General features: G+C 66.6%; 20 protein-coding genes. 8 read left to right on the top strand and 12 right to left on the bottom strand.

What is annotated here, in order from left to right; genetic code table 11:
* Positions 1 to 338: 338 nt before the first annotated feature.
* Positions 339 to 2018, bottom strand: coding sequence for a DEAD/DEAH box helicase (locus tag WJ542_RS13435; protein WP_411189753.1), 1680 nt, complete (start codon positions 2016 to 2018; stop codon positions 339 to 341).
* A 418-nt stretch (positions 2019 to 2436) separates the two neighbouring features.
* A complete protein-coding gene (locus WJ542_RS13430; protein ID WP_411190559.1) occupies positions 2437 to 2706 on the bottom strand; it encodes an acyl-CoA-binding protein in 270 nt (89 codons plus the stop codon).
* Positions 2707 to 2917: 211 nt separating this feature from the next.
* Here WJ542_RS13430 and tsaB point away from each other — a divergent pair, with 211 nt between their 5' ends.
* From tsaB to WJ542_RS13410, 4 genes are read left to right on the top strand one after another with little or no spacing between them, the layout of a single operon-like run.
* Positions 2918 to 3688, top strand: a complete 771-nt coding sequence (gene tsaB, locus WJ542_RS13425; RefSeq protein WP_411189752.1) for a tRNA (adenosine(37)-N6)-threonylcarbamoyltransferase complex dimerization subunit type 1 TsaB — start codon at positions 2918 to 2920, stop codon at positions 3686 to 3688.
* A complete protein-coding gene (rimI, locus tag WJ542_RS13420; protein ID WP_411189751.1) occupies positions 3685 to 4179 on the top strand; it encodes a ribosomal protein S18-alanine N-acetyltransferase in 495 nt (164 codons plus the stop codon). Before tsaB ends, rimI begins: the two co-directional genes overlap by 4 nt.
* Complete coding sequence (locus WJ542_RS13415) at positions 4166 to 5158, top strand: uracil-DNA glycosylase (RefSeq protein ID WP_411189750.1); 993 nt, start codon at positions 4166 to 4168, stop codon at positions 5156 to 5158. Before rimI ends, WJ542_RS13415 begins: the two co-directional genes overlap by 14 nt.
* Positions 5155 to 6210: a DUF1853 family protein gene (locus WJ542_RS13410; RefSeq protein ID WP_411189749.1), complete on the top strand. Its 1056-nt coding sequence runs from the start codon at positions 5155 to 5157 to the stop codon at positions 6208 to 6210. Before WJ542_RS13415 ends, WJ542_RS13410 begins: the two co-directional genes overlap by 4 nt.
* A 32-nt stretch (positions 6211 to 6242) precedes the next feature.
* Here WJ542_RS13410 and thiD read toward each other — a convergent pair whose 3' ends face one another.
* On the bottom strand, positions 6243 to 7049 hold the full coding sequence (gene thiD / locus WJ542_RS13405; protein WP_411189748.1) for a bifunctional hydroxymethylpyrimidine kinase/phosphomethylpyrimidine kinase: 807 nt from the start codon (positions 7047 to 7049) through the stop codon (positions 6243 to 6245).
* Between the two features lie 67 nt (positions 7050 to 7116).
* On the bottom strand, positions 7117 to 8427 hold the full coding sequence (gene lplT, locus WJ542_RS13400; protein ID WP_411189747.1) for a lysophospholipid transporter LplT: 1311 nt from the start codon (positions 8425 to 8427) through the stop codon (positions 7117 to 7119).
* A gap of 219 nt (positions 8428 to 8646) precedes the next feature.
* Here lplT and alr point away from each other — a divergent pair, with 219 nt between their 5' ends.
* From alr to WJ542_RS13385, 3 genes are all read left to right on the top strand, one after another.
* Positions 8647 to 9717, top strand: coding sequence for an alanine racemase (alr, locus tag WJ542_RS13395; RefSeq protein ID WP_411189746.1), 1071 nt, complete (start codon positions 8647 to 8649; stop codon positions 9715 to 9717).
* 17 nt (positions 9718 to 9734) lie between these two features.
* A complete protein-coding gene (radA, locus tag WJ542_RS13390; protein WP_411190558.1) occupies positions 9735 to 11111 on the top strand; it encodes a DNA repair protein RadA in 1377 nt (458 codons plus the stop codon).
* A gap of 170 nt (positions 11112 to 11281) precedes the next feature.
* Positions 11282 to 11530: a DUF2866 domain-containing protein gene (locus tag WJ542_RS13385; RefSeq protein ID WP_156954313.1), complete on the top strand. Its 249-nt coding sequence runs from the start codon at positions 11282 to 11284 to the stop codon at positions 11528 to 11530.
* 54 nt (positions 11531 to 11584) lie between these two features.
* On the opposite strand, the gene WJ542_RS13380 is transcribed toward WJ542_RS13385, so the two are convergent.
* Both WJ542_RS13380 and WJ542_RS13375 read right to left on the bottom strand, forming a co-directional pair.
* Positions 11585 to 12757 carry a CaiB/BaiF CoA transferase family protein gene (locus tag WJ542_RS13380; RefSeq protein WP_411190557.1) on the bottom strand — a complete coding sequence of 391 codons (1173 nt, stop codon included), beginning with the start codon at positions 12755 to 12757 and terminating at the stop codon, positions 11585 to 11587.
* Between the two features lie 54 nt (positions 12758 to 12811).
* Positions 12812 to 14740: an ATP-binding cassette domain-containing protein gene (locus WJ542_RS13375; protein ID WP_411189745.1), complete on the bottom strand. Its 1929-nt coding sequence runs from the start codon at positions 14738 to 14740 to the stop codon at positions 12812 to 12814.
* Between the two features lie 128 nt (positions 14741 to 14868).
* Here WJ542_RS13375 and WJ542_RS13370 point away from each other — a divergent pair, with 128 nt between their 5' ends.
* Positions 14869 to 15351: a glutathione peroxidase gene (locus tag WJ542_RS13370; RefSeq protein WP_411189744.1), complete on the top strand. Its 483-nt coding sequence runs from the start codon at positions 14869 to 14871 to the stop codon at positions 15349 to 15351.
* A 22-nt stretch (positions 15352 to 15373) separates the two neighbouring features.
* Here WJ542_RS13370 and cls read toward each other — a convergent pair whose 3' ends face one another.
* The 6 genes from cls to dapC form a co-directional block, all read right to left on the bottom strand.
* Entirely contained in the window at positions 15374 to 16813 is a 1440-nt protein-coding gene (gene cls / locus WJ542_RS13365; RefSeq protein WP_411189743.1) for a cardiolipin synthase, read from the bottom strand.
* Positions 16814 to 16845: 32 nt separating this feature from the next.
* The gene (gene prmB, locus WJ542_RS13360; protein WP_411190556.1) at positions 16846 to 17730 is read right to left on the bottom strand and encodes a 50S ribosomal protein L3 N(5)-glutamine methyltransferase; all 885 of its coding nucleotides are present in this window, start codon (positions 17728 to 17730) and stop codon (positions 16846 to 16848) included.
* 36 nt (positions 17731 to 17766) lie between these two features.
* Positions 17767 to 18906, bottom strand: a complete 1140-nt coding sequence (dapE, locus tag WJ542_RS13355) for a succinyl-diaminopimelate desuccinylase (protein WP_411189742.1) — start codon at positions 18904 to 18906, stop codon at positions 17767 to 17769.
* Positions 18907 to 19037: 131 nt separating this feature from the next.
* Complete coding sequence (locus WJ542_RS13350) at positions 19038 to 19403, bottom strand: ArsC family reductase (RefSeq protein ID WP_411189741.1); 366 nt, start codon at positions 19401 to 19403, stop codon at positions 19038 to 19040.
* Complete coding sequence (gene dapD / locus WJ542_RS13345) at positions 19403 to 20230, bottom strand: 2,3,4,5-tetrahydropyridine-2,6-dicarboxylate N-succinyltransferase (RefSeq protein WP_411189740.1); 828 nt, start codon at positions 20228 to 20230, stop codon at positions 19403 to 19405. The genes WJ542_RS13350 and dapD overlap by 1 nt, the downstream gene beginning before the upstream one ends.
* Before the next feature lie 72 nt (positions 20231 to 20302).
* Positions 20303 to 21526: a succinyldiaminopimelate transaminase gene (gene dapC / locus WJ542_RS13340; protein WP_411189739.1), complete on the bottom strand. Its 1224-nt coding sequence runs from the start codon at positions 21524 to 21526 to the stop codon at positions 20303 to 20305.
* Positions 21527 to 21577: the final 51 nt, after the last annotated feature.

Below are 21577 nucleotides of genomic sequence, written 5' to 3'. Positions count from 1 at the left end.
CGAGCGCCTGAGGTGGTTTCGGGCGCTTCGTTTCGTGAAGTCTTATATAAGAGTCTAGGCAAATCGGTCCCGCTGGGACAGGCGCTCAAGCAGCTTTTTCCGTGTTTTTTATTTCAATAAAATCAATTTCTTATGCTTTGTGTTTCACGATGAAAAACGCGGTTTTCCATATTGCAATGCGTGTTGTTGTGCCACGCAGCACGATTTTTTACGACGCAAAAAATTTTTCCGCATTATGAAATCTGTGCGGAGGCAAAAAAAGACCGGTGACGAAGCACCGGCCTTTTGTAGATCACTATCCAGGTGCGCCGAGGCGGCACCTGCGGATCAGGCGGAAATCAGCTATCGCGACGGGCGCCACGCGGACCGTCGTTGCGGCGCGCGCCATAGCCTTCGCGCGAGCGGCCGTAGCCGTCGCCACGCGGCTGGCCGTAGCCGCCGCGGTTGCCGCCTTCGCCGCGCGAGGCGCCCTGGCCGTCACGCGCACCATAGCCGCCGTCCCGCGACTGGCCGCCATAGCCGCCACGCGAGCCTTCGGACTTGCCTTGCCAGCCACCGCCGTTGCCGCCCTGGCCACCGTTGCCGCGGCTGCCATAGCCGCCGCCCGGCTTGCCGCCGTTGCCGAAGCGCCGGCCGTTACCGCCGCCGTTGCCGCCCGGACGGCCACGGCCGCCAAAGCCGCGATTGGCCGGCGGCGCCTTGCGCGGCTCGAACCCTTCGATCACGTTGACGGGCAGCGGCGAACGCACGAAGCGTTCGATGCGCTTGAGCGCGCCTTGCTCGGCATGATGCACGAGGCTCACTGCCACGCCCGAACGGCCCGCGCGGCCCGTACGGCCGATACGGTGCACGTAGTCTTCGGCGAACTTCGGCAGGTCGTAGTTGAAGACGTGCGTGATGCCGGGGATGTCGATGCCGCGCGCCGCGACGTCGGTTGCCACGAGCACGCGCACGCGGCGCTCGCGCAGCGCACGGATCGTGCGGTTACGCGCGCCTTGCGGCAGGTCGCCGTGCAGCGCGGCGGTTTCGAAGCCCGCGTCGGCGAGTTTGCCGGCCAGTTGGTCGGCGTCCATCTTGGTCGCTGTGAACACGATAGCCTGGTCCAGGCCCTCGGCGCGCAGCAGATGGTCGAGCAGGCGATCCTTGTGGTCGCGGTCGTCGACGTAATGCACGGTCTGCGCGATGTTCGAATTCGCTTCGACCTTGCGCACGATCTCGATACGCTCCGGATCCTTCAGCAGACGGCCCGTGATCGAGGCGATCTTGCCGTCGAGCGTGGCCGAGAACAGCATGGTCTGGCGCGACGCGGGCGTGGCGGCGACGATGGTCTCGATGTCGTCGATGAAGCCCATGTCCAGCATGCGGTCGGCTTCGTCGAGGACGAGCATCTTCAGTTCCGAGAGGTCGATGCGGCCGCGCTCGAGGTGATCGAGCAGACGGCCGGGCGTCGCGACGAGGATCTCGGGGTTCTTGGCGAGCAGCATGAGCTGCTGGCCGTAGGCCACGCCGCCGAGAATGCTCACGGTGCGCAGGCGGCGCAGATGCTTGCCGTAGGTCGAGGCGGCCGTGGTCACCTGCATGGCGAGTTCACGCGTCGGCGTGAGGACGAGGAGACCGGGGCGCGCGACCGGTTGCGGACGGCGCTGGCGGCGATCGCCTTCGCCTTGTTGACCTTGCGGGCGCGGCTCGCGCGGCTGGGCGGCCTGGGCCTTCTGGATCTGCGCAAAGCGCTCGATCGCGGGCAGCATGAAGGCGGCGGTCTTGCCCGAACCGGTCGGGCTCGAAACCAGCAGATCGCGGCCGGCGATGGCCGCGGGGATGGCGCGTTGCTGCACCGGCGTCGGCGCTTTGTAGCCCGCCGCCGTCAGCGCGGAGACGATCTCCGGCGACAGGCCGAGCGACGCGAACGTCGGGCCCTCGGGGGTGTCGGCGGCTTGCGCGGGCGCGTCAGCGGCGTCGAGACCGAGTGCTTCGTTGGCGATTGCGTCGAGAGGGCTTTGGGTAATGCTCGAAGTCATGAAAATCCTTGGTGAAACAGGAAATAGAACGTCGGCGCCAATCGGCATACCCAAGTCGTCGGATTTTGCGAACAAATCGAAAAACGGGGGCAATCCACCACTGCGGCGGATTTTCGTTAGAAGCTGTTTCGAATGCGGCGCACCGAAATTGGTTTGCCGCCAGCCTGATACATGACGACCTCTATATGGAAGAGGCCAAGGCAGGAGGGGACAGGTTCTAAACTGGATTGGAGCTTAACGCTACGAGGCGCTTTGTTGGCCTGCCTCAGCGGGGCTGAGGGGCGCAAAACACAGCGCAGCGCGCATTATAGCGGATTTTGTTGCGCTGCGCCAGAGCCGTATACGCGAGGGGGCTTGCGCGCACCGATGAACGGTGGCAAGCGGCTCGCCGGCCGTGGCGCGCTGCCTCTCGCGGTTCTTAGCTCGCCGTGCCGTTCTTGAGGGATTCGACGAGTTCGGCGTACTGCGCTTTCGCGACGTCCTGTGCCGTGCCTTGCAGCGCGGCCCAGGCTTCGTATTTGTATTTGCCGACGATGTCGGTGAAGCCGGGCTTGTCGCCGTGGACATCGCCGTCGGTCGCCTGCTTGAAAAGCGCATAGAGACGCAGCAGCGTCAGATTGCCGGGGCGTTCCGGCAGTTGCTGCACGTCGGTCTGGGCCTGCTCGAAACGGGCGCCTACGTCCGTCATGTCGCTCATTGTTTTTTCCTCCACTGATTTTTTAACGGGAACCGCGCGCCGATGGTAGCAGTGCATACTGGCAGGCGGCTGGAGCGATTCCTCCAGAGATCGGCAGGAACTGCGGTCGAGGCCTCGCGATCGCCGGCGGCGGGTCGCACTTCGTTCGCACGGATCGTGCCCGGCCTGGGAGAGCCGGGGGCGCGGCATTACAATAGCGGTCATGACCGACATCGTGCTGCTTGCCCTCGATACCTCGACCGAATTCTGCTCGGTCGCGCTGTTGCACGCCGTGGCCCCTGGCGACGGCAACCGCCTTTCCGATCCTTGCGCCGAAGTGGCCGTGTGGGTGCGCCACGAGGCCACAGGCGCCGTGTCCAGTACGCGCCTTTTGCCGGCGATCGGCGAAGTGCTGGCCGAAGCCGGACTCACGCTCGCGGACTGCGATGCGATCGCCTTCGGCTCGGGCCCCGGCTCGTTCACGGGGCTGCGCACGGCGACGGGCGTCGCGCAGGGGCTCGCATTCGGGCTCGACATTCCCGTGGTGCCCGTGGGTACGCTGCTTGTCTGCGCCGAGCGCGCGCGGCTGCACGATCCCGCGGCAACGCGCGTGCTCGCCGTGCTCGACGCGCGCATGGACGAGGCCTACTGGGCCGAATACGAGTGGGACGCGGCGGCGAGCGACTGGCGTATGCTGCAGCCCGCGTCGCTCGACGCACCGGAGCGCATCGCCACGCCCGCCGCGCCGTTCACGCTGGCGGGCAACGCCGCGGCGGCGTTCGGTACGCGCCTTCCGGCCGCCGCCGCGGCCCGCTCGATCGACGCCGAGGCGCTGCCCCACGCGCTGCCGCTCGCGCACGCCGCGCTGCGCGCGTTTCGCGCGGGCCGCACGCTGCGCGCCGACGAAGCGGCGCCTGAATACGTCCGCAACAAGGTCGCGCAGACCACGGCCGAGCGGCTCGCCGCCAAGGCGTCGGGCGAGGGCAGTCGATGAGCGGTGTGCTGATGACCGACCGCTACCTGTCGCCGATGACCGAGAGCGATCTCGACGAGGTCGCCGTCATCGAAAAGTCCGCTTACGAGTTTCCGTGGTCGCGCGGCAACTTCGAAGATTCCCTGCGCAACGGCTATTTCGGCGTGTGCATGCGCCACGTGACTGGCACGCTGATCGGCTATTGCGTCCTGATGCCGGTGGTGGACGAGATGCATCTGCTGAATCTGTGTGTTGCGCCCGCCGCGCAGGGAGCCGGTGCCGGGCTCACGCTCCTGCGCGAGGCCGTGCGGATGGCGCATGCGGAACGGCTGGAAGGGCTGCTGCTCGAAGTGCGGCCTTCGAACTATCGGGCGATACGCCTCTACGAGCAATTCGGCTTCGTGACCATCGGGCGCCGCAAGAACTACTATCCGGCGCGGCATCACACCCGCGAGGACGCGATCGTGATGCGTTTTTCTTTTGCAGAGGAGGGCGCGGATGGCGCTCGATGAGTTCGCGCTGGCAGAGTTGGGATTGTCGCCGCGCTGGGTGAGCAAAGGGGCGCGGACGACGCCCGGCGAGACGGCGCCGGCCAGCGGCGAAACGCCGTTGTCTCAGGTCACCGGGACGGCTGTCGTGCCTGCGCAGCCGGAAACGGCGCCCGAACCGCTCGCCGCGGTGGAGTCGGACGTCGCTGCGCCCGCACGGCCCGAAGTCCGCATACCGGATCCCGTGTCGCCGCGGGATTCCGCTGTCGAGGCTCGCGAACCGGCCGCGCAGTCCGCCGACACACACGCCGCGCGAGCCGCACAGGCGCCCGACGAGCCGCCGCCGCTCACCGAGGACGACTTCGCCTGGTTCGACGCCGCGCCCGTATCGGCCGAGCCGTCTGCCCGGCCACCCGCACCTGGCAATGACGTGGCGACGCTGGACTGGGACAGCCTGGCCGAGCGCGTCGCCGGCTGCACGCGCTGCCGGCTGTGCGAGAAGCGCACGAACACGGTGTTCGGCGTCGGCAATCGCGAAGCGGACTGGATGGTGATCGGCGAAGCGCCGGGCGAGAACGAGGACCGTCAGGGCGAGCCGTTCGTGGGGCAGGCGGGCAAGCTGCTCGACAACATGCTGCGCGCGCTTGCGCTCTCGCGCGTCGAGAACGTCTATATCGCGAACGTGCTCAAGTGCCGCCCGCCCGGCAACCGCAATCCGGAACCGGACGAAGTCGCGCGCTGCGAGCCTTACCTCAAGCGTCAGGTCGCGCTCGTCAAGCCGAAGATCATCATCGCCATGGGCCGCTTCGCCGCGCAGAGCCTGCTGAAGTCCGAGGGCAGTATCGCTTCGATGCGCGGGCGCGTGCACGAGTACGAAGGCGTGCCCGTGATCGTGACCTACCACCCCGCGTATCTGCTGCGCAGCCTGCAGGACAAGTCGAAGGCGTGGGCCGATCTCTGCCTCGCGCGCGACACCTGGCGCGCGGCCGGCGGCGGCCAGTGAACGTTTCGCCGCTCGCGGACGACCCCGGCAGCATCGTCGCCGGCCGTCTCGACGGGCTGACCGATCCAGCAGTGCGCGATCTTGCGTGGCTGCTCTTTAGTCCCGGTTTACTGCGCGAACAGCTTCCGCTCGCACCGCTTGCCACGCCGTGGGCGCATGCCGACGAGGCGCTCGCGGCGGCGCGCTGGCTCTCCCGGCTCGACCGCGATCCGGCGCCGTTGCGCGATGCGCTCGAGCGCGCCCATCTCACGCGTCTTGGCCGCTATGCCGAGGCCTTGCTCGGCTGGTTCCTGGCATTCGGCCCGGCGGCGCGGCTCGTTGCGGCAAGCGTGCCGCTGCGACAAGCGGGGCGCACGCTCGGCGAGTGCGACTTTCTCCTCGAGAGTTCGGAGGGAAGGCGGCTGCACTGGGAACTGGCGGTCAAGTGCTACCTGCACGCAGGCGGCCCCGATGCCATGCTTGCGGATTTCGTCGGCCCCAATCTGCGCGATCGCTTCGACCGCAAACGCGCGCACCTCGTGAACCGTCAGATGCGGCTTAGCGCCAGCGAGGAATTCGCGTCGCTCGGCTACGCGGGGCCCTGGCTAGCGCAGATGTTCGTGAAGGGCTGGCTCTTCTACCGTGAAGGTGCGGGCGCGCAGGTCGTGCAGGGCGAACCGCCCGAACTCGCGCCGGACCATGCGCGCGGCTGGTGGGTCACGCGTTCGGACTGGCCGGCATTCGCAGCACAACAGCGCGCCGCCGGCTGGAGCGAGTTGCCGCGCCTCGCGTGGCTTGCGCCAAGGCGGCTCGATGTGCGGCGGGCAGGGGCGGTAGAAGGGGCTGGCGAGACGCCGGTAGAGGGTACGGCGGCTGGCGGTCCGAGTGGTCCGGGCGCCGTTGCGCCGCCTGTCGATCCCGACGTCCTGTTCGATCACGTACTCCGTCGCGACGAACCAGTGATGGTCGTTGCATTTGCCGCCAACGGTGCGGCCGGCTATGCCGAGCAGTCGCGCGGTTTCATCGTCCCCGACGACTGGCCGGCGCGCGCGCAAGCCTTCGCGCGCGATTGACGATTGACGGGCGGCGCATCGCGCGCCGCCGCTCACCACCAGCGATGGAAGTGATGCACGGGCCCGACGCCATGCCCGACGTCGAGGCGTTCGCTCGCTTCGAGCGCGCCTGTGAGGTATTGCTTGGCGTCCGCGACGGCCTCGGCGAGGCTCGCGCGCTGCGGCCACAAGGCCGCGATTGCGGAAGACAGCGTGCAGCCGGTGCCGTGCGTATTGGTCACCGGCACGCGCCGGCCGGCCAGGCGCAGCGTGCCGTTTTCCTCGATGAGCCAGTCGGGGCTGTCCGCGCCGCCCAGATGGCCGCCCTTCATGAGCACCGCTTGCGCGCCGAGCGCGCGCAGGGCCTCGCCTTGCTCGACCATCGCGGTCTCGTCGGCGGCCGGTGCGGTGCCGAGCAGCGCCGCGGCTTCGGGCAGGTTCGGCGTGACGACGCCCGCGAGCGGCAGCAATGCCTCGCGCAGTGCCGCCACGGCTTCGGGCGCTAGCAGTGCATGGTTGCTCTTCGAGATCATGACCGTGTCGAGCACGACGCGCTCCGGCCGATGGCGGCGCAGCGCGTCGGCCACGGCGCGCACGATGGGCGCGTTGGCCAGCATGCCGATCTTCACGGCGTCGATGCGGATGTCCTCGAAGACGGCGTCGAGTTGCGCCGTGACGAATGCCGGATCGGGCGCGTGGATGGCCGTGACGCCGCGCGTGTTCTGCGCGGTGAGCGCGGTGATGACGCTTGCGCCATACGCGCCGAGCGCCGAGAACGCCTTGAGGTCGGCCTGGATGCCTGCGCCGCCGCCCGAATCGGAGCCGGCGATCGTGAGGACGTTGGGAATCGATGAGGTCATGGCAGCGTGAAAGACGGGCACGGCGCGCGCCGCGTGGCGCACGCACGGAATGGATGAATCAGGGCAGTCAGTGCCCGTGATTTTCGCCGATCAGCGCGACCGAGTCGAACGCGCGCTGATTGGCCTGGTGGCGGCGCATCACGAGCCACATCATGAGACAGACGAAGGTGCCGAACAGCACGATCACGATGGTCACTGGCACGTCGAGCCAGACGAGCACGGCATAGAGGCAGAGCATGACGAGCACCGAAAGGTTCTCGTTGAAATTCTGCACGGCGATGGAGTGACCCGCGGAAAGCAGGACGTGGCCGCGGTGCTGCAGGAGCGCATTCATCGGTACGACGAAATAGCCCGAGAGGCCGCCGACGACCATCAGGAAGAGATAGGCGAACAGCAGGTAGCCGGAGACGTGCAGATGGCCGAGACGCAGGCCCCAGTGCGGCGGAAACAGGTTGCGCGTGTAGAAGGCCATGAGCATGACGGCGATGCCCATGATGATGCCGACGGGCAGCACGGAAAGCGACTTCTTGAGCGGCACGCGCGCGGCGGCGATCACCGCTCCCACGGCGACGCCCGCGGCGACGACCGCCTGCAGGATCGCGCCTTCCGAGAGCGACATGCCGAGCGATACCTCGGCCCACTTGAGCACGATGAACTGGAGCGTGGCGCCCGCGCCCCAAAAGAGCGTCGTGACGGCGAGAGAGATCTGTCCGAGCTTGTCGCGCCAGAGGATCTGGAAGCAGTCGGCGAAATCGGTGATGAGACGGATGGGGCCGTGTTCCTGGCGCGGATAGCGGGCGCCGGTGTCGGGAATGCGCAGATTGAAGAGGGCGGCGATGACATAGATGGCCATGATCACAAGCATCGCGGCTTCGGCGGGGGTATTGACCCAGGCGGGCGTATGTTTGATGACGTGCGAGGCGATGTGAGGACTGATGAGCGCGCCGCCCAAAACCGTGCCGAGGATGATCGAGCCGACTGTCGTGCCCTCGATCCAGCCATTTGCAGCGACCAGCCGCTCCGGCGGAAGTAATTCAGTCAAGATTCCGTACTTGGCCGGCGAATAGGCCGCAGCGCCAAAGCCGACCACGCCGTAAGCGAATAGCGGATGCGTACCGGCCAGCATCGTGGCGCAGCCGATTACCTTGATCGTGTTCGTGATGAACATCACGCGGCCCTTGGGGCGCGAATCGGCGAAGGCGCCGACGAAAGCGGCCAGAACAACGTAGGAAAGGACAAAGAACAGCTTGAGCAGCGGCGTCATCCAGTTCGGGGCCTGGAGATCTTTCAGCAGTGCAATTGCAGCGATCAGGAGCGCATTGTCGGCCAACGACGAAAAAAACTGCGCGGCCATGATGGTGTAAAAGCCTTTTTTCATCTGATGCGATGCTGTCCTCGCTGCGGTCCGTCCGCCCCGGACGGGTGGGAGGCATCCGGGCTTATTACGTTCGAAATGGGTTGTGCGCAGGGCTTTATATCATGAAAATAGCTGGGTTCGGACTAGCAGATTCCTTGACGGCCCGGCGCGCCCGGCCTTCCAGGTGCTGAAAACGCACTGTAAGCTCCTGATTCGAAAGCGTCTTTACGAAAATCTCCCATGCCTCGCCCCCTTTCCGCCACGATTCACACCGCCGCACTCGCCAACAATCTCGCCGTCGTCCGCCGATACGCCCCCAAGTCGAAAATCTGGGCCGTGGTCAAGGCCAATGCCTACGGGCACGGGCTCGCCCGTGCATTCCCGGGCCTGCGCGCCACGGACGGCTTCGGCCTGCTGGATCTGGAAGAAGCGGCGAAGCTGCGCGAGCTGGGCTGGGCGGGGCCGATCCTGCTGCTGGAAGGCTTTTTCCGGCCTACCGACATCGACGTGATCGACCGTTACAGCCTCACCACGGTCGTGCATTCCGACGAGCAGATGCGCATGCTCGAAATGGCGCGGCTGTCCAAGCCGGTCAACGTGCAGCTCAAGATGAACAGCGGCATGAACCGGCTCGGCTATACGCCGGAGAAATACCGCGCGGCATGGGAGCGGGCGCGCGCCTGTCCCGGCATCGGCCAGATCACGCTGATGACGCATTTCGCCGACGCCGATACGCCGTGCGGCATCGGCGAGCAGATGGAGGCGTTCGAGCGCGGGGCCCAAGGCATTGCCGGTGCGCGCAGCCTCGCGAACTCGGCAGCGACGCTCTGGCATCCGGCCGCCCATTTCGACTGGGTGCGGCCCGGCATCGTTCTTTATGGAGCTTCGCCTTCGGGCGCGGCTTCGGCCATCGACGGCATTGGCCTGCAGCCCGCCATGACGCTTGCCTCCGAGCTGATCGGCACGCAAAACATCGCCGAGGGCCAGACTGTCGGGTACGGCTCGATTTTCACGGCGCGCAAGCCGATGCGCATCGGGATCGTGGCGTGCGGCTACGCCGACGGCTATCCGCGCATCGCGCCCGAAGGCACGCCCGTGATCGTCGAAGGCGTGCGCACGCGGGTGGTCGGGCGTATCTCGATGGACATGCTCACCGTCGACCTGACGCCGGTGCCGAACGCGGGCGTTGGTGCGCGCGTGGAACTCTGGGGAACGAACCTGCCGATCGACGACGTCGCGCAGGCCTGCGGCACGGTTGGCTACGAGCTGATGTGCGCGGTCGCGCCGCGCGTGCCGGTGCGGGCGGAATAAGCGTGGCGACCCGAAGCATGGCGAAGGTCAAGACACTGTATACGTGTACCGAGTGTGGCGGGCAAGCGCCGAAATGGCAGGGGCAATGCCCCGCGTGCGGGGCCTGGAACACGCTCGTGGAGAGCATTGCCGAACCGGCGGGCGGCCATCGCTTCCAGTCGCTCGCGAAGAGCGCGCCGGTGCGCCGTCTCGCCGACATCGAGGCGTCCGACGTACCGCGTTTCACCACCGGCGTCGGAGAGTTCGACCGCGTGCTGGGCGGGGGGCTCGTCGCGGGCGGCGTCGTGCTGATCGGCGGGGACCCCGGCATCGGCAAATCGACGCTGCTGCTGCAATCGCTGGCGCAGATCGCGGCAGAACGCCGCGCGCTCTATGTGAGCGGCGAAGAATCGGCGGCGCAGATTGCGCTGCGAGCACAACGGCTCGCGCTGCTCGATCCCGGTTCGAAGGCGAGCGAGCTGCAACTGCTCGCCGAAATCCAGCTGGAAAAAATCCAGGCGACCATCGAGGCCGAGAAGCCCGACGTCGCGGTGATCGACTCGATCCAGACCATCTACTCCGAGGCGCTGACTTCGGCGCCCGGCTCCGTCGCGCAGGTGCGCGAGTGCGCGGCGCAGCTCACGCGCATCGCGAAGCAGTCGGGTACGGCCATCATCATGGTCGGGCACGTCACGAAGGAGGGCAACCTCGCCGGGCCGCGCGTTCTCGAGCACATTGTCGACACCGTGTTGTACTTCGAGGGCGATACGCACTCGTCGTTTCGCCTCGTGCGCGCGTTCAAGAACCGCTTCGGCGCGGTCAACGAGCTCGGCGTGTTCGCCATGACCGAGCGCGGCCTGCGTGGTGTCGCGAATCCTTCGGCGCTATTTCTTTCGCAGCACGAACAGAGCGTGCCGGGGTCGTGCGTGCTCGTGACCCAGGAGGGCTCGCGGCCGCTGCTGGTCGAAGTGCAGGCGCTCGTGGATACCGCCCACGTGCCCAATCCGCGGCGTCTTGCGGTCGGACTCGAGCAGAACCGGCTCGCGTTGCTGCTCGCCGTGCTGCATCGGCATGCGGGCATTGCCTGCTTCGATCAGGATGTGTTCCTCAATGCGGTGGGCGGCGTCAAGATTACCGAACCGGCTGCCGACCTCGCCGTGCTGCTCGCGATTCACTCGTCGATGCGTAACAAGCCGTTGCCGAAGGGCCTGATCGTTTTTGGCGAAGTCGGCCTCGCGGGCGAGATCCGGCCCTCGCCGCGCGGACAGGACCGTCTGAAGGAAGCGGCGAAGCTCGGATTCTCGTGTGCGCTGATTCCGCGCGCCAATGCACCGAAGCAGCCGATCGATGGTTTACAGGTGGTTGCCGTCGAGCGCATCGAAGAGGCGATCGACAAGGTCCGCACGCTGGAATGAACCGGGGGCGCGGCACGGCCAGGAAAAGGCATTTTCCGTGAACTGGCGCGTAATGATTAGTAACAACCCTGGTACACACTGTAACCTGGTCGATTTCCTATTTGCCTATCCTTGGCCGCATGTTCAACCCGCGTCCATGCGGAAAGGATGGCGTCTTGAAACAGACTGAGATGTCCGCCGGCGATCATTCGATCGTCGTACGCGGCTGCCGGGTTTCCGAGCCGCTCATGCAACCTTGGGGCAGCACTTGCCGCATCGTCGAGTGGATCGACAGCGACGGGCGCATTTCGCGCCGCGTGGTGGCCGGGAACGTCACTGCTGCACAGGTGCGCAGCACCATTGCGCATCACGTGGAAGGCCGCAAGCACGTACTCTACGACGACGAACGCGCGCCGCGGCAAACGCTGCCGCGACGCTAGCCGAAAAATGGGCGCCTTGTGCGCCCATTTCGTTTTTGTTGGCCAGTCCGGCGCCTAGCCCCAGGGACCATAGGTGAACGGCTTGTTGCCGCCAGGGCTTCCCGCGCCTGCGCCCGACGATTCTACTGCGGCGCCCGTCGCTCTCTGGCCGATAGCGCCTTGCTGCGGCTTCGGCACGCCTGAAGCGAGCACGGCGTTCGCTGCCAGGGCCTGTTGCAGCACCTCGGGATTGAAGAGCGGATGCCTGGCCGCTTCGCCTGGCGTGAGAACCGGCGTGGTGCAGCAGTCGATTGGTTCGAGCCGGTCGATCCAGACCTGCAACGGCTCCGCTTCAATGATCGCGGCGAGCTCACGCGTGAGTGCCGCCGCGTCCGTGCCGCCAATCGCCTGCCCCAGACTCCAGTGCCGTTCGAGCCAGTCCTCGCGGTCGAGCGCCTTGCAGAGCGCCTGCCAGAATTTCAGTTCCAGCGCGCCAACCGCGAGCCAGCGGCCGTCCCGGGTACGGTAGAGGTTGTAGCAGGGCACGCCGCCATTGAGCAGGCCGCCGCCGGGCTGAAGGGCGGCCGCGTCGTCGTTGGCGAGCGCGACCTGGGCGACCACGTTGTACGCGTAGCTGGCGTGTGCCATCGAGACGTCGATGAAGCGGCCGGTACCGCCTCGCGCGACCTGCCAGAGCGCCGCGAGAATCTGGGTGACCGCGCTGAGCGCGCCGCCCAGCAGGTCGGCGATCTGGAAGTTCGGCAGCGCGGGCGCGCCGTCGCGTCCTGCCAACTGGTCGAGCACGCCCGCATAACCGATGTAGTTCAGGTCGTGTCCGGCTCGGTCCGCAAACGGACTCCCGGCGCCATAGCCGCTGATCGCGCAGTAGACGAGCTTCGGGTTGATGGCGTTGAGCGCTTCGTAACCGACACCCAGCCGCGTCATCACGCCGGGCCGGAAGCTCTCGACGAGCACGTCGGCGTCACGCGCGAGCGCGAGCAGCACCGCGCGCCCGGCTTCGGACTTCAGGTCGAGCCGCGTTTCGCGCTTGCCGCGATTGACGAGGCGGTAGAACGCACCGGGGCGCGCGGCCACTTCGTCGGCGGCGCTCTGCATCATCACGCGGGCGGCGTCGCCGGCACCGGGCGGCTCGATCTTCAGCACGTCCGCGCCCATCTCGGCGAGCCGCAACGTGGCGACCGGGCCGGGCAGCAGCATGGTCAGATCAAGGACGCGTAGGCCCTGCAATGCGGCGGGTGACGACACTCATCTCTCCTTGGCGGGGCGGCATGCGCGCCGCGGCTAACCGATCTGCTCCAGCTCTTCGTGTGCGTCGAGCCATTCGGCTTCCAGCGTGTCGAGTCGCGACTGGACTTCGGCCTGACGGCGGATCGCGTCGGTCAGGCGCGTCTTCTGGTTGGGCTCGTAACTGGCGGGGTCGGCGACGAAGGCGTCCAGCGTACCCTTTTCCGTGTTGAGCACGTCCATTTCCTTTTCGATCTTGCCGATCTTCGCCTGCAACGGCTTCTTCAGATGCGCGAGCTTCTGACGCGTTTCCGCCTCCTGGCGGCGTTGTTCTTTGCGGTTGACGCCAGCATCCGCCGCGCCTTCGCCCGCTGCGTCCTTGAGCGCCGCGCGTTGTTCGGCGGCATGCTGGAGCAGCCAGTCGCGGTAGTCGTCGAGATCGCCGTCGAAGGGTTGCAGACGGTGTTTCGCGACCAGCATGAACTGGTCCGTGGTGGCGCGCAACAGATGCCGGTCGTGCGAGACGAGGATCAGCGTGCCTTCGAACTGCGCGAGCGCCATCGTCAGCGCGTGGCGCGTTTCGAGGTCGAGGTGGTTGGTCGGTTCGTCGAGCAGCAGCAGGTTCGGCTTCTGCCAGATGATCAACGCGAGCGCGAGGCGCGCTTTTTCGCCGCCCGAGAACGGCGCGATAGGTGCCGTCGCCATCTCGCCCGGGAAGTTGAAGCCGCCGAGAAAGTCGCGCAGTTCCTGCTCGCGCGTGTCGGGCGCGAGGCGCGCGAGATGCTGGAGCGGGGAGTCGTCCGGGCGCAGCGTTTCAAGCTGGTGCTGCGCGAAATAGCCGATCTGCAGACCCTTGCCCGTGCGCAACTCGCCCGAAAGCGATGCGAGCGTGCCCGCGAGCGTCTTGATGAGCGTGGACTTGCCCTGGCCGTTGGCGCCGAGGAGGCCGATGCGCTGGCCGCTCTGGATCGACAGCGAGACCTGCTCGACGATGGGCGTCTCGCCGCCGTCTTCGGCGCGGTAGCCGCAGCGCACGTCTTCCATCACGAGCATCGGGTTCGGCGCGGAGTCGGGCGTGCGGAACTCGAAGGTGAACGGCGAACTCGCGTGCGCCGGCGCGATCAGCTCCATCTTCTCCAGCGCCTTGACGCGGCTTTGCGCCTGGCGCGCCTTGGTGGCCTTCGCCTTGAAGCGGTCGATGAAGCTCTGCAGATGTGCGACGGTTCTCTGCTGCTTTTCGTAGGCGTTCTGCTGGAGCGCGAGCTGCTGTGCGCGCAGGATTTCGAATTGCGAGTAGTTGCCGCCGTAACGCTTGATCTGCTGGTTCTCCAGATGGAGCGTCACGTTGCAGATCGAATCGAGAAATTCGCGGTCGTGCGAGATCACGACGAGCGTGCCCGGATAGCGATGCAGCCAGTCTTCCAGCCAGACGATCGCGTCGAGGTCGAGGTGGTTCGTGGGTTCGTCGAGCAGCAGCAGGTCGGAGCGGCACATCAGCGCCTGGGCGAGGTTCAGGCGCATGCGCCAGCCGCCCGAGAAGCTCGCGACCGGCGCGCGCGTTTGTTCCAGCGTGAAGCCGAGGCCGAGCAGCAGGGCTTCGGCTCGTGCCGGGGCGGTATAGCCGTCGGCGTCGGCGAACGCGGCGTGCGCTTCGGCTTCGGCCGCGCCGTCGTGCGCGGCCGCGGCCGAAGCGATGTGCGCTTCGATCTCGCGCAGCGCCGCGTCGCCGTCGAGCGTGTAGTCGAGCGCGCTGCGATCGACAGCAGGCGTTTCCTGCGCCACGTGCGCGATGCGCCAGGACGGCGGCAGCGCGAAGTCGCCGGCGTCGGCGTGCAGCTCGCCGCGCAGCACGGCGAAAAGGGTCGATTTGCCCGCACCGTTCGCGCCGACGAGACCGGCCTTTTCGCCGGGATTCAGCGTGAACGAGGTTTGCTCGAAAAGCGGCTTGGTGCCGCGGGCAAGACTGAATTGATTGAAGCGGATCACAGCGGCGCCAGCATGGGAAAAACGCTATTTTAGACTGCATGGCCCGTGCGCCGGCATCGGCTGTCAGGCCAGGGTGTGTCGCGCTTTGTTTCTCACGTAGACTGGCGCTTTGCTATGGGAGACCACAGATGCCTTCGATCTATTCGTTTTCGGCCCAGGCGCTGGGTGGCGGCGCGCCGGTGAGCCTCGAAAGCTACGCAGGCAAGGTGCTGCTCATCGTCAACACGGCGAGCGACTGCGGGTTCACGCCGCAATATACGGGGCTGCAGAAGCTTTACGACGACTACGCCACGCGCGGGCTCGCGGTGCTGGGCTTTCCCTGCAACCAGTTCGGCAAGCAGGAGCCGGGCGATTCGGCGCAGATCGGCAGCTTTTGCGAGAAGAACTACGGCGTCACGTTTCCGATGTTCGACAAGATCGACGTGAACGGGGCGAACGCGCATCCGCTCTATCGTTGGCTCACGGGCGAAGCGCCGGGCCTGCTCGGACTCGAAGCGATCAAGTGGAACTTCACGAAATTCCTCGTGGACCGCAACGGCAAGGTGGTGAAGCGCTACGCGCCGGTCACGAAGCCCGAGGCGATCGCGGCCGACATCGAGAAACTGCTGTAGAGCGCGGCTTGACCCGCCGCGGCTAGAGAATCGGCGCGAACAGGCGCGCGAGATGCATCGCGATCTTGCGCCACCAGGGCGCGTTGCGGTACTCGCTGCGGTCGATCTCGACCGTCTCCGCGAAGTCGCGCAGGAGCATCGCTTCGACCTCGGCGGCAAACCCGCGGTGGACCGTGAGCACCATGATCTCGAAGTTCAGGCGGAACGATCGGTTGTCCAGATTCGCGCTGCCGATCGCCGCGGCCATGTCGTCGATCAGCACGACCTTCTGGTGCAGGAAACCCGGCTGGTAGCGGAAGATGCGGATGCCCGCGCGGATCGCATCGAAGGCGTAGAGCGTCGAAGCCTCGAACACCACATAGTGATCGCGCCGGCTCGGGATCATGATGCGCACGTCCACGCCACGCAGCGCGGCGAGCCGCAGCGCGGAGAGCACGGCTTCGTCGGGCACGAGGTAGGGCGTAGTGATCCAGAGGCGCCGTTGCGCGGCGTTGATCGCCTCGACGAAAAAGAGCGAGCAGGTTTCCTGGCGGTCGGCCGGGCCGGTCGGCATGACGAGGCAAGGCATGTTGTCGTCCAGCGCCGCGACGCCGGGCGGCTCGCACCCCGGCAACTCCTGGGTGGCCCAGTACCAGTCTTCGGTGAAGACGAACTGGATGTTGGCCACGGCCGGACCGCGCACTTCGATGTGCGTGTCGCGCCACGGCGAGAGCGGCGGCTTTGCGCCCAGATACTCGACGCCCACGTTGTGCCCGCCCACGAACGCGCGTTCGCCGTCCACCACGACGATCTTGCGGTGATTGCGGAAGTTGAGCTGGAAACGGTTGACGAAGTGGCGCTTCGTGGAGAACGGGTGCACGACCACGCCGGCCGCGCGCAGCTCGTGCACGTAGCTGGCGGGCAGATCGAAGCTGCCGATGCTGTCGTAGAGGAAGAAGGCGCGCACGCCGCGCGCCGTGCACTGGAGGAGCGTGTCCTTCAGCATGTTGCCGAGCGCGTCGTCGCGCACGATGAAGAACTGTACGATGACGTAGTGCTTTGCCTGCTCGATGGCGTCGAAGATCGCGCCGAACGTGGCCTCGCCGTTGACCAGCGTGCGCACCGAATTGCCGGGCGCGAGCGGCAGGCCGCCCAGGTGCGCCATCGTGCGTATCATGCGCGCACCGGGCTCGTGATCGGGCGAGGCGCCGTCATGGCGCGGCTTGTCCCGCTCCGGGGCGTGCGCGCGCTCGCGCAGGTTCTCGTTGCGCAGCCGCCGCGCGTCGACGTAACCCTCGAACTTGCTGCGCCCGAGAAACAGATACGGGATCAGCGTCAGATACGGCATGGTCGCGAGCGAGACCGCCCACGCGATCGCACCCTGCGAGGTGCGCGTATTCATGATGGCGTGGCAAGCCGCGGCGAGTCCAAGCAGGTGGATGACCGCGAGCAGGGGGCCGAGTTGTGACCAGTCGAATCGCATAGGAACGCGCGCGTGCCGTTAATCCGCGACAGTCAGACCGGCAGATCGGCCGCCTGGATCAGGAATACCTGATCGTCGCCCGCGCTGGTCGAGAGCCAGACGAGGTCGAGGCCGCCGAACACCGCCTCGACGTTCGCCCGTTCGTTGCCGATCTCGACCACGAGCACGCCTTCGTCGGTCAGCCAGTTGCGCGCCTGTCCGATGATGCGACGCACGATGTCCATGCCGTCCGCACCGCCGGCCAGCGCCATTTCCGGCTCGTGGCGGTATTCGGGCGGCAGCGCCTGCATCGATTCGGCGTTCACGTACGGCGGGTTCGTAATGATCACGTCGTAACGGCGCTCGGGCAGCGGCGCGAAGAGGTCGCCTTCGAAGAGCGCGATCTGATCGTCGAGGCCATGCTCCTGCACGTTGCGCCGCGCCACTTCGAGCGCCGGCGCCGAGAGATCGACGGCGTCGATGTCGGCGTTCGGGAACGCATGCGCGGCGAGGATCGCGAGGCTGGCCGACCCCGTGCACAGTTCGAGCACCGCGCCCACCTGTTCGGGATCTTCGACATAGGGCTGCAGGCCGTCTTCGAGCAGTTCGCCGATGAACGAACGCGGCACGATCACGCGCTCGTCCACGTAGAAGCGCAGGCCGTGCATCCAGGCTTCCTTCGTGAGGTAGGCGGCCGGCACGCGTTCGGTGGCGCGGCGCTCGATCACGGCGAGCACCGTATCGACTTCTTCGCTCGTGAGCCGGGCGTCGAGGAACGGGTCCAGCAGGTCGAGCGGCAGATGCAGCGTGTGCAGGATCAGGTAGGCGGCTTCGTCGTAGGCGTTGGTCGAGCCGTGGCCGAAGGCCAACTGGGCGCTCGTGAAACGCGTGACGGCGTAGCGCAGCAGGTCGCGCACGGTCGAGAAGGTGGTCGTCAGCGGATGGGGCATGGTGGAAGACTCCGGCGGGCGGTTTCAGGCGATCAGTTGTTCGAGCACGCGGCGGTACACGTTCTTGAGCGGTTCGACGAACTTCACTTCGATATGCTCATCGATCTTGTGGATAGTGCCGTTGGGCGGTCCGAATTCCACGACTTGCGGGCAGATGCGCGCGATGAAGCGGCCGTCGGAGGTGCCACCCGTGGTCGAGAGCTCGGTCGTGACGCCGGTCTCGTCGAGGATCGCCTTTTCGAGCGCGTTCGAGAGGCCGCCGCGCGGGGTGAGGAACGGCAGGCCGCTCACGCTCCAGTGCAGGTCGTAGTCGAGACCGTGCTTGTCGAGGATCGCGTGCACGCGCTGCTGCAGGCCTTCCACCGTGCTCGCGGTCGAGAAGCGGAAGTTGAACTGCACGTCGGCGTGGCCCGGAATCACGTTGCTCGCGCCGGTGCCGCTGTGCAGGTTCGACACCTGCCACGTGGTGGGCGGGAAGTATTCATTGCCGTCGTCCCACTTTTCGGCGACGAGTTCGGCCAGCGCCGGCGCCAGCAGGTGCACCGGGTTCTTCGCGAGATGCGGATACGCGATGTGCCCCTGCACGCCTTTGACGATCAGCTTGCCCGACATCGAGCCGCGGCGGCCGTTCTTCACGCAGTCGCCGAGCACGTGCGTCGAGGTCGGTTCGCCGACGATGCAGTAGTCGAGCTTCTCGCCGCGTTGCTGCAGCGCCTCGACGACTTTCACGGTGCCGTCGGTGGCGGGGCCTTCCTCGTCGCTCGTGATCAGGAACGCGATCGCGCCGCGATGCTGCGGGTGGGCCGCGACGAACTCTTCCGTGGCCACGACGAACGCGGCGAGCGACGTCTTCATGTCGGCGGCGCCGCGCCCGTAGAGCTTGCCGTCACGATGGGTCGGCTCGAACGGCGGCGACTGCCATTGTTCGAGCGGGCCGGTCGGCACGACGTCGGTGTGGCCCGCGAACGCGAGCAGCGGACCGTCGGTGCCGGCGGCGCCGCGCTTGACGGCCCACAGGTTCGTGACGCCGTGCGATTCGATCGTCTCGCACGTGAAGCCGAGCGGCGCGAGGCGCTCGGTCATGATGCGCTGGCAGTGCTGGTCGTCGGGCGTTACGGACGCGCGGGCAATCAGGGCTTCGGTAAGGGCGAGGGTACCGGACATGGTTGGGCCACTTTCAATAAAAATGCCGGCGCCGCTGACGAATCAGGGGCCGGCAACAGCTTGTGATGCCAGTTTGCGCCCGATCCGCGGCAAGCGTTTTTCGGGCGCGCGCGGCGTTCAGGCAAATAGCCTCAGGCAAACAGCATTTCGTACTGGTCGGCGGAAAAGCCGAGCGTCTTCACACGGCCATTCACCACGACGACGGGGCGCTTGATGATCGACGGCTTGTGGATCATCAGCGCGATCGCGCCGGCGGTCGTGTCGGCTTCGGCCTTGTGCACGTCGGACAGGCCGCGCCACGTCGTGCCGCGCTTGTTGATGAGCTGGTCGAGCGGCACGTCCTTCAGCCAGTCCTGGACCAGCGCATTCGACACGCCTGCCTTCTTGAAGTCGTGGAACTCGAACTCGACGCCATGCTCTTCGAGCCACACGCGGGCCTTTTTCACGGTGTCGCAGTTCGGAATGCCGTAAACGACGGTCTTCGCGGCCCTCGCCATCAGTCGCCTCGCAGCAGCTCGTTCAGGCCGACCTTCGCGCGCGTCTTCGCATCGACCTTCTTGACGATCACGGCGCAGTAGAGGCTGTGCGAGCCGTCCTTCGAGGGCAGATTGCCGGCGACTACGACCGAGCCTGCCGGAATGCGGCCGTACGAGACTTCGCCGGTTTCGCGGTCGTAAATCTTGGTGCTCTGGCCGAGATACACGCCCATCGAGATGACCGAGTTCTCTTCGACGATCACGCCTTCCACGACTTCCGAGCGCGCGCCGATGAAGCAGTTGTCTTCGATGATGACGGGGTTGGCCTGCAGCGGCTCCAGCACGCCGCCGATGCCCACGCCGCCCGAGAGGTGCACGTTCTTGCCGATCTGCGCGCACGAGCCGACGGTCGCCCACGTGTCGACCATCGTGCCTTCGTCGACGTAGGCGCCGATGTTGGTGTACGACGGCATCAGCACGACGTTTTTCGCGATGAACGAGCCGCGGCGCGCGATGGCCGGCGGCACCACGCGGAAGCCGCCCGCGGCGAAGTCTTCGGCCGTGTAGCCGGCGAACTTCGAGGGCACCTTGTCGTAGAACTGGCTATAGCCGCCGGCCGCCATCGGCACGTTGTCTTCGAGGCGGAACGACAGCAGCACGGCCTTCTTGACCCACTGGTTGACGACCCAGTCGCCGTCCTTCTTCTCGGCGCAGCGCAGGGCGCCACGGTCCAGTTCCGCGATCACGTGGGCGACGGCTTCGCGCACGTCGTTCGGGGCGGACTTCGGCGAAAAGTCGGCCCGGTTTTCCCAGGCGGTGTCGATGATCTGCTGAAGTTGCTGTGACATGGTGAGGGTTTCGTGTGAGTTCGGTAGAGGGTAGCGGCAGCACGCGCGATGCGCATGCTGCGATGGTCTGGCTTACTGCTTGAGCGAGTGGCAGAAATCGACGATGCGTTGTGCGCCCTCGATGCACTCCTCGACGTCGGCGACGAGCGCCATGCGGATGAAATCCTTGCCCGGATTCGCGCCGTGCGCGGTGCGGGCCAGATACGAACCCGGCAGAACCGTCACATTATAGTCGGCGTGGAGGCGCTGGGCGAACGCGGTATCCGTGAGGCCGGTGCGCGCGACGTTGGCCCAGAGGTAGAACGCGGCGTCGGGCAGGCGCACGTCGAGCACTTCGGTGAGCATGGGCGTGACTGTTGCAAACTTCTGCACGTACTTTGCGCGGTTCTCGCGCACGTGGATCTCGTCGTTCCATGCGGCGATGCTCGCGGCCTGCCAGACCGGTGACAGCGCCGAGCCGTGGTAGGTTCGGTAGAGCAGGAATTGCTTGAGGATCGCGGCGTCGCCCGCGACGAAGCCCGAGCGCATGCCCGGTGCGTTCGAGCGCTTCGAGAGGCTCGAGAGCATGACAAGGCGCGTAAAGTCGCGGCCGAGCTGGTGCGCCGCTTCAAGGCCGCCGAGCGGTGGCTTCGCTTCGTCGAAATAGATTTCGGAGTAGCACTCGTCGGACGCAATCACGAAGCCGTAGCGGTCGGAGAGCGCGAAGAGTTCGCGCCAGTCTTCGAGCGTGAGCACGGCACCCGTCGGATTGCCGGGCGAGCACACGTAGAGCAACTGCGTGCGCGCCCAGACGTCCTCGGGCACTTGCGAGTAATCGCACGCGTAGTTGCGTGCCGGATCGCTGTTCACGAAGTAGGGCTCGGCGCCCGCGAGCAGCGCGGCCCCTTCGTAGATCTGGTAGAACGGGTTCGGGCAGAGTACGATCGCCCGTCTGGCCGGGTCTTTCACGCCGGCGGCCGGGTCGAGCACCGCCTGCGCGAGCGCGAAGAGCGCCTCGCGCGAGCCGCAGACCGGCAGCACCTCGGTGTTCGCGTCGACGGCGGGCAGGCCGTAACGCGCCTTCACCCAGTTCGCGATCGATTCGCGCAGCGCCGGGTTGCCGGCCGTCGCGGGATAGACCGAGAGCCCGTCGAGCGAAGCCACGATCGCGTCGCGGATCAGCGCGGGCGTCGGGTGTTTCGGCTCGCCTATCCCGAAGCTGATGGGGCGCAGGCCGGCTTTCGGCTTGACGTCCTTGAACAGGGCGCGGAGCTTTTCGAAGGGGTAGGGCTGGAGGGTATCGAGTAACGGATTCACTTGGCGTCGGACGGGCGTGGACGAAGGACGGGCGGGCAGCGCGCGGGCGAC

Origin of the sequence: Paraburkholderia yinzeri (genome assembly GCF_046581065.1) — a bacterium.
Classification (GTDB): domain Bacteria; phylum Pseudomonadota; class Gammaproteobacteria; order Burkholderiales; family Burkholderiaceae; genus Paraburkholderia.
Note: the sequence above shows the minus strand (reverse complement) of the source record. Positions and strands in the feature narration are given on the sequence as shown.

What these genes read in the sequence shown, in the direction of transcription:
- WJ542_RS13435 (WP_411189753.1), bottom strand. Translation starts at nt 2,018, where the DNA reads ATGACTTCGAGCATTACCCAAAGCCCTCTCGACGCAATCGCCAACGAA.
- WJ542_RS13430 (WP_411190559.1), bottom strand. Translation starts at nt 2,706, where the DNA reads ATGACGGACGTAGGCGCCCGTTTCGAGCAGGCCCAGACCGACGTGCAG.
- tsaB (WP_411189752.1), top strand. Translation starts at nt 2,918, where the DNA reads ATGACCGACATCGTGCTGCTTGCCCTCGATACCTCGACCGAATTCTGC.
- rimI (WP_411189751.1), top strand. Translation starts at nt 3,685, where the DNA reads ATGAGCGGTGTGCTGATGACCGACCGCTACCTGTCGCCGATGACCGAG.
- WJ542_RS13415 (WP_411189750.1), top strand. Translation starts at nt 4,166, where the DNA reads ATGGCGCTCGATGAGTTCGCGCTGGCAGAGTTGGGATTGTCGCCGCGC.
- thiD (WP_411189748.1), bottom strand. Translation starts at nt 7,049, where the DNA reads ATGACCTCATCGATTCCCAACGTCCTCACGATCGCCGGCTCCGATTCG.
- lplT (WP_411189747.1), bottom strand. Translation starts at nt 8,427, where the DNA reads ATGAAAAAAGGCTTTTACACCATCATGGCCGCGCAGTTTTTTTCGTCG.
- alr (WP_411189746.1), top strand. Translation starts at nt 8,647, where the DNA reads ATGCCTCGCCCCCTTTCCGCCACGATTCACACCGCCGCACTCGCCAAC.
- radA (WP_411190558.1), top strand. Translation starts at nt 9,735, where the DNA reads ATGGCGAAGGTCAAGACACTGTATACGTGTACCGAGTGTGGCGGGCAA.
- WJ542_RS13385 (WP_156954313.1), top strand. Translation starts at nt 11,282, where the DNA reads ATGTCCGCCGGCGATCATTCGATCGTCGTACGCGGCTGCCGGGTTTCC.
- WJ542_RS13370 (WP_411189744.1), top strand. Translation starts at nt 14,869, where the DNA reads ATGCCTTCGATCTATTCGTTTTCGGCCCAGGCGCTGGGTGGCGGCGCG.
- cls (WP_411189743.1), bottom strand. Translation starts at nt 16,813, where the DNA reads ATGCGATTCGACTGGTCACAACTCGGCCCCCTGCTCGCGGTCATCCAC.
- dapE (WP_411189742.1), bottom strand. Translation starts at nt 18,906, where the DNA reads ATGTCCGGTACCCTCGCCCTTACCGAAGCCCTGATTGCCCGCGCGTCC.
- WJ542_RS13350 (WP_411189741.1), bottom strand. Translation starts at nt 19,403, where the DNA reads ATGGCGAGGGCCGCGAAGACCGTCGTTTACGGCATTCCGAACTGCGAC.
- dapD (WP_411189740.1), bottom strand. Translation starts at nt 20,230, where the DNA reads ATGTCACAGCAACTTCAGCAGATCATCGACACCGCCTGGGAAAACCGG.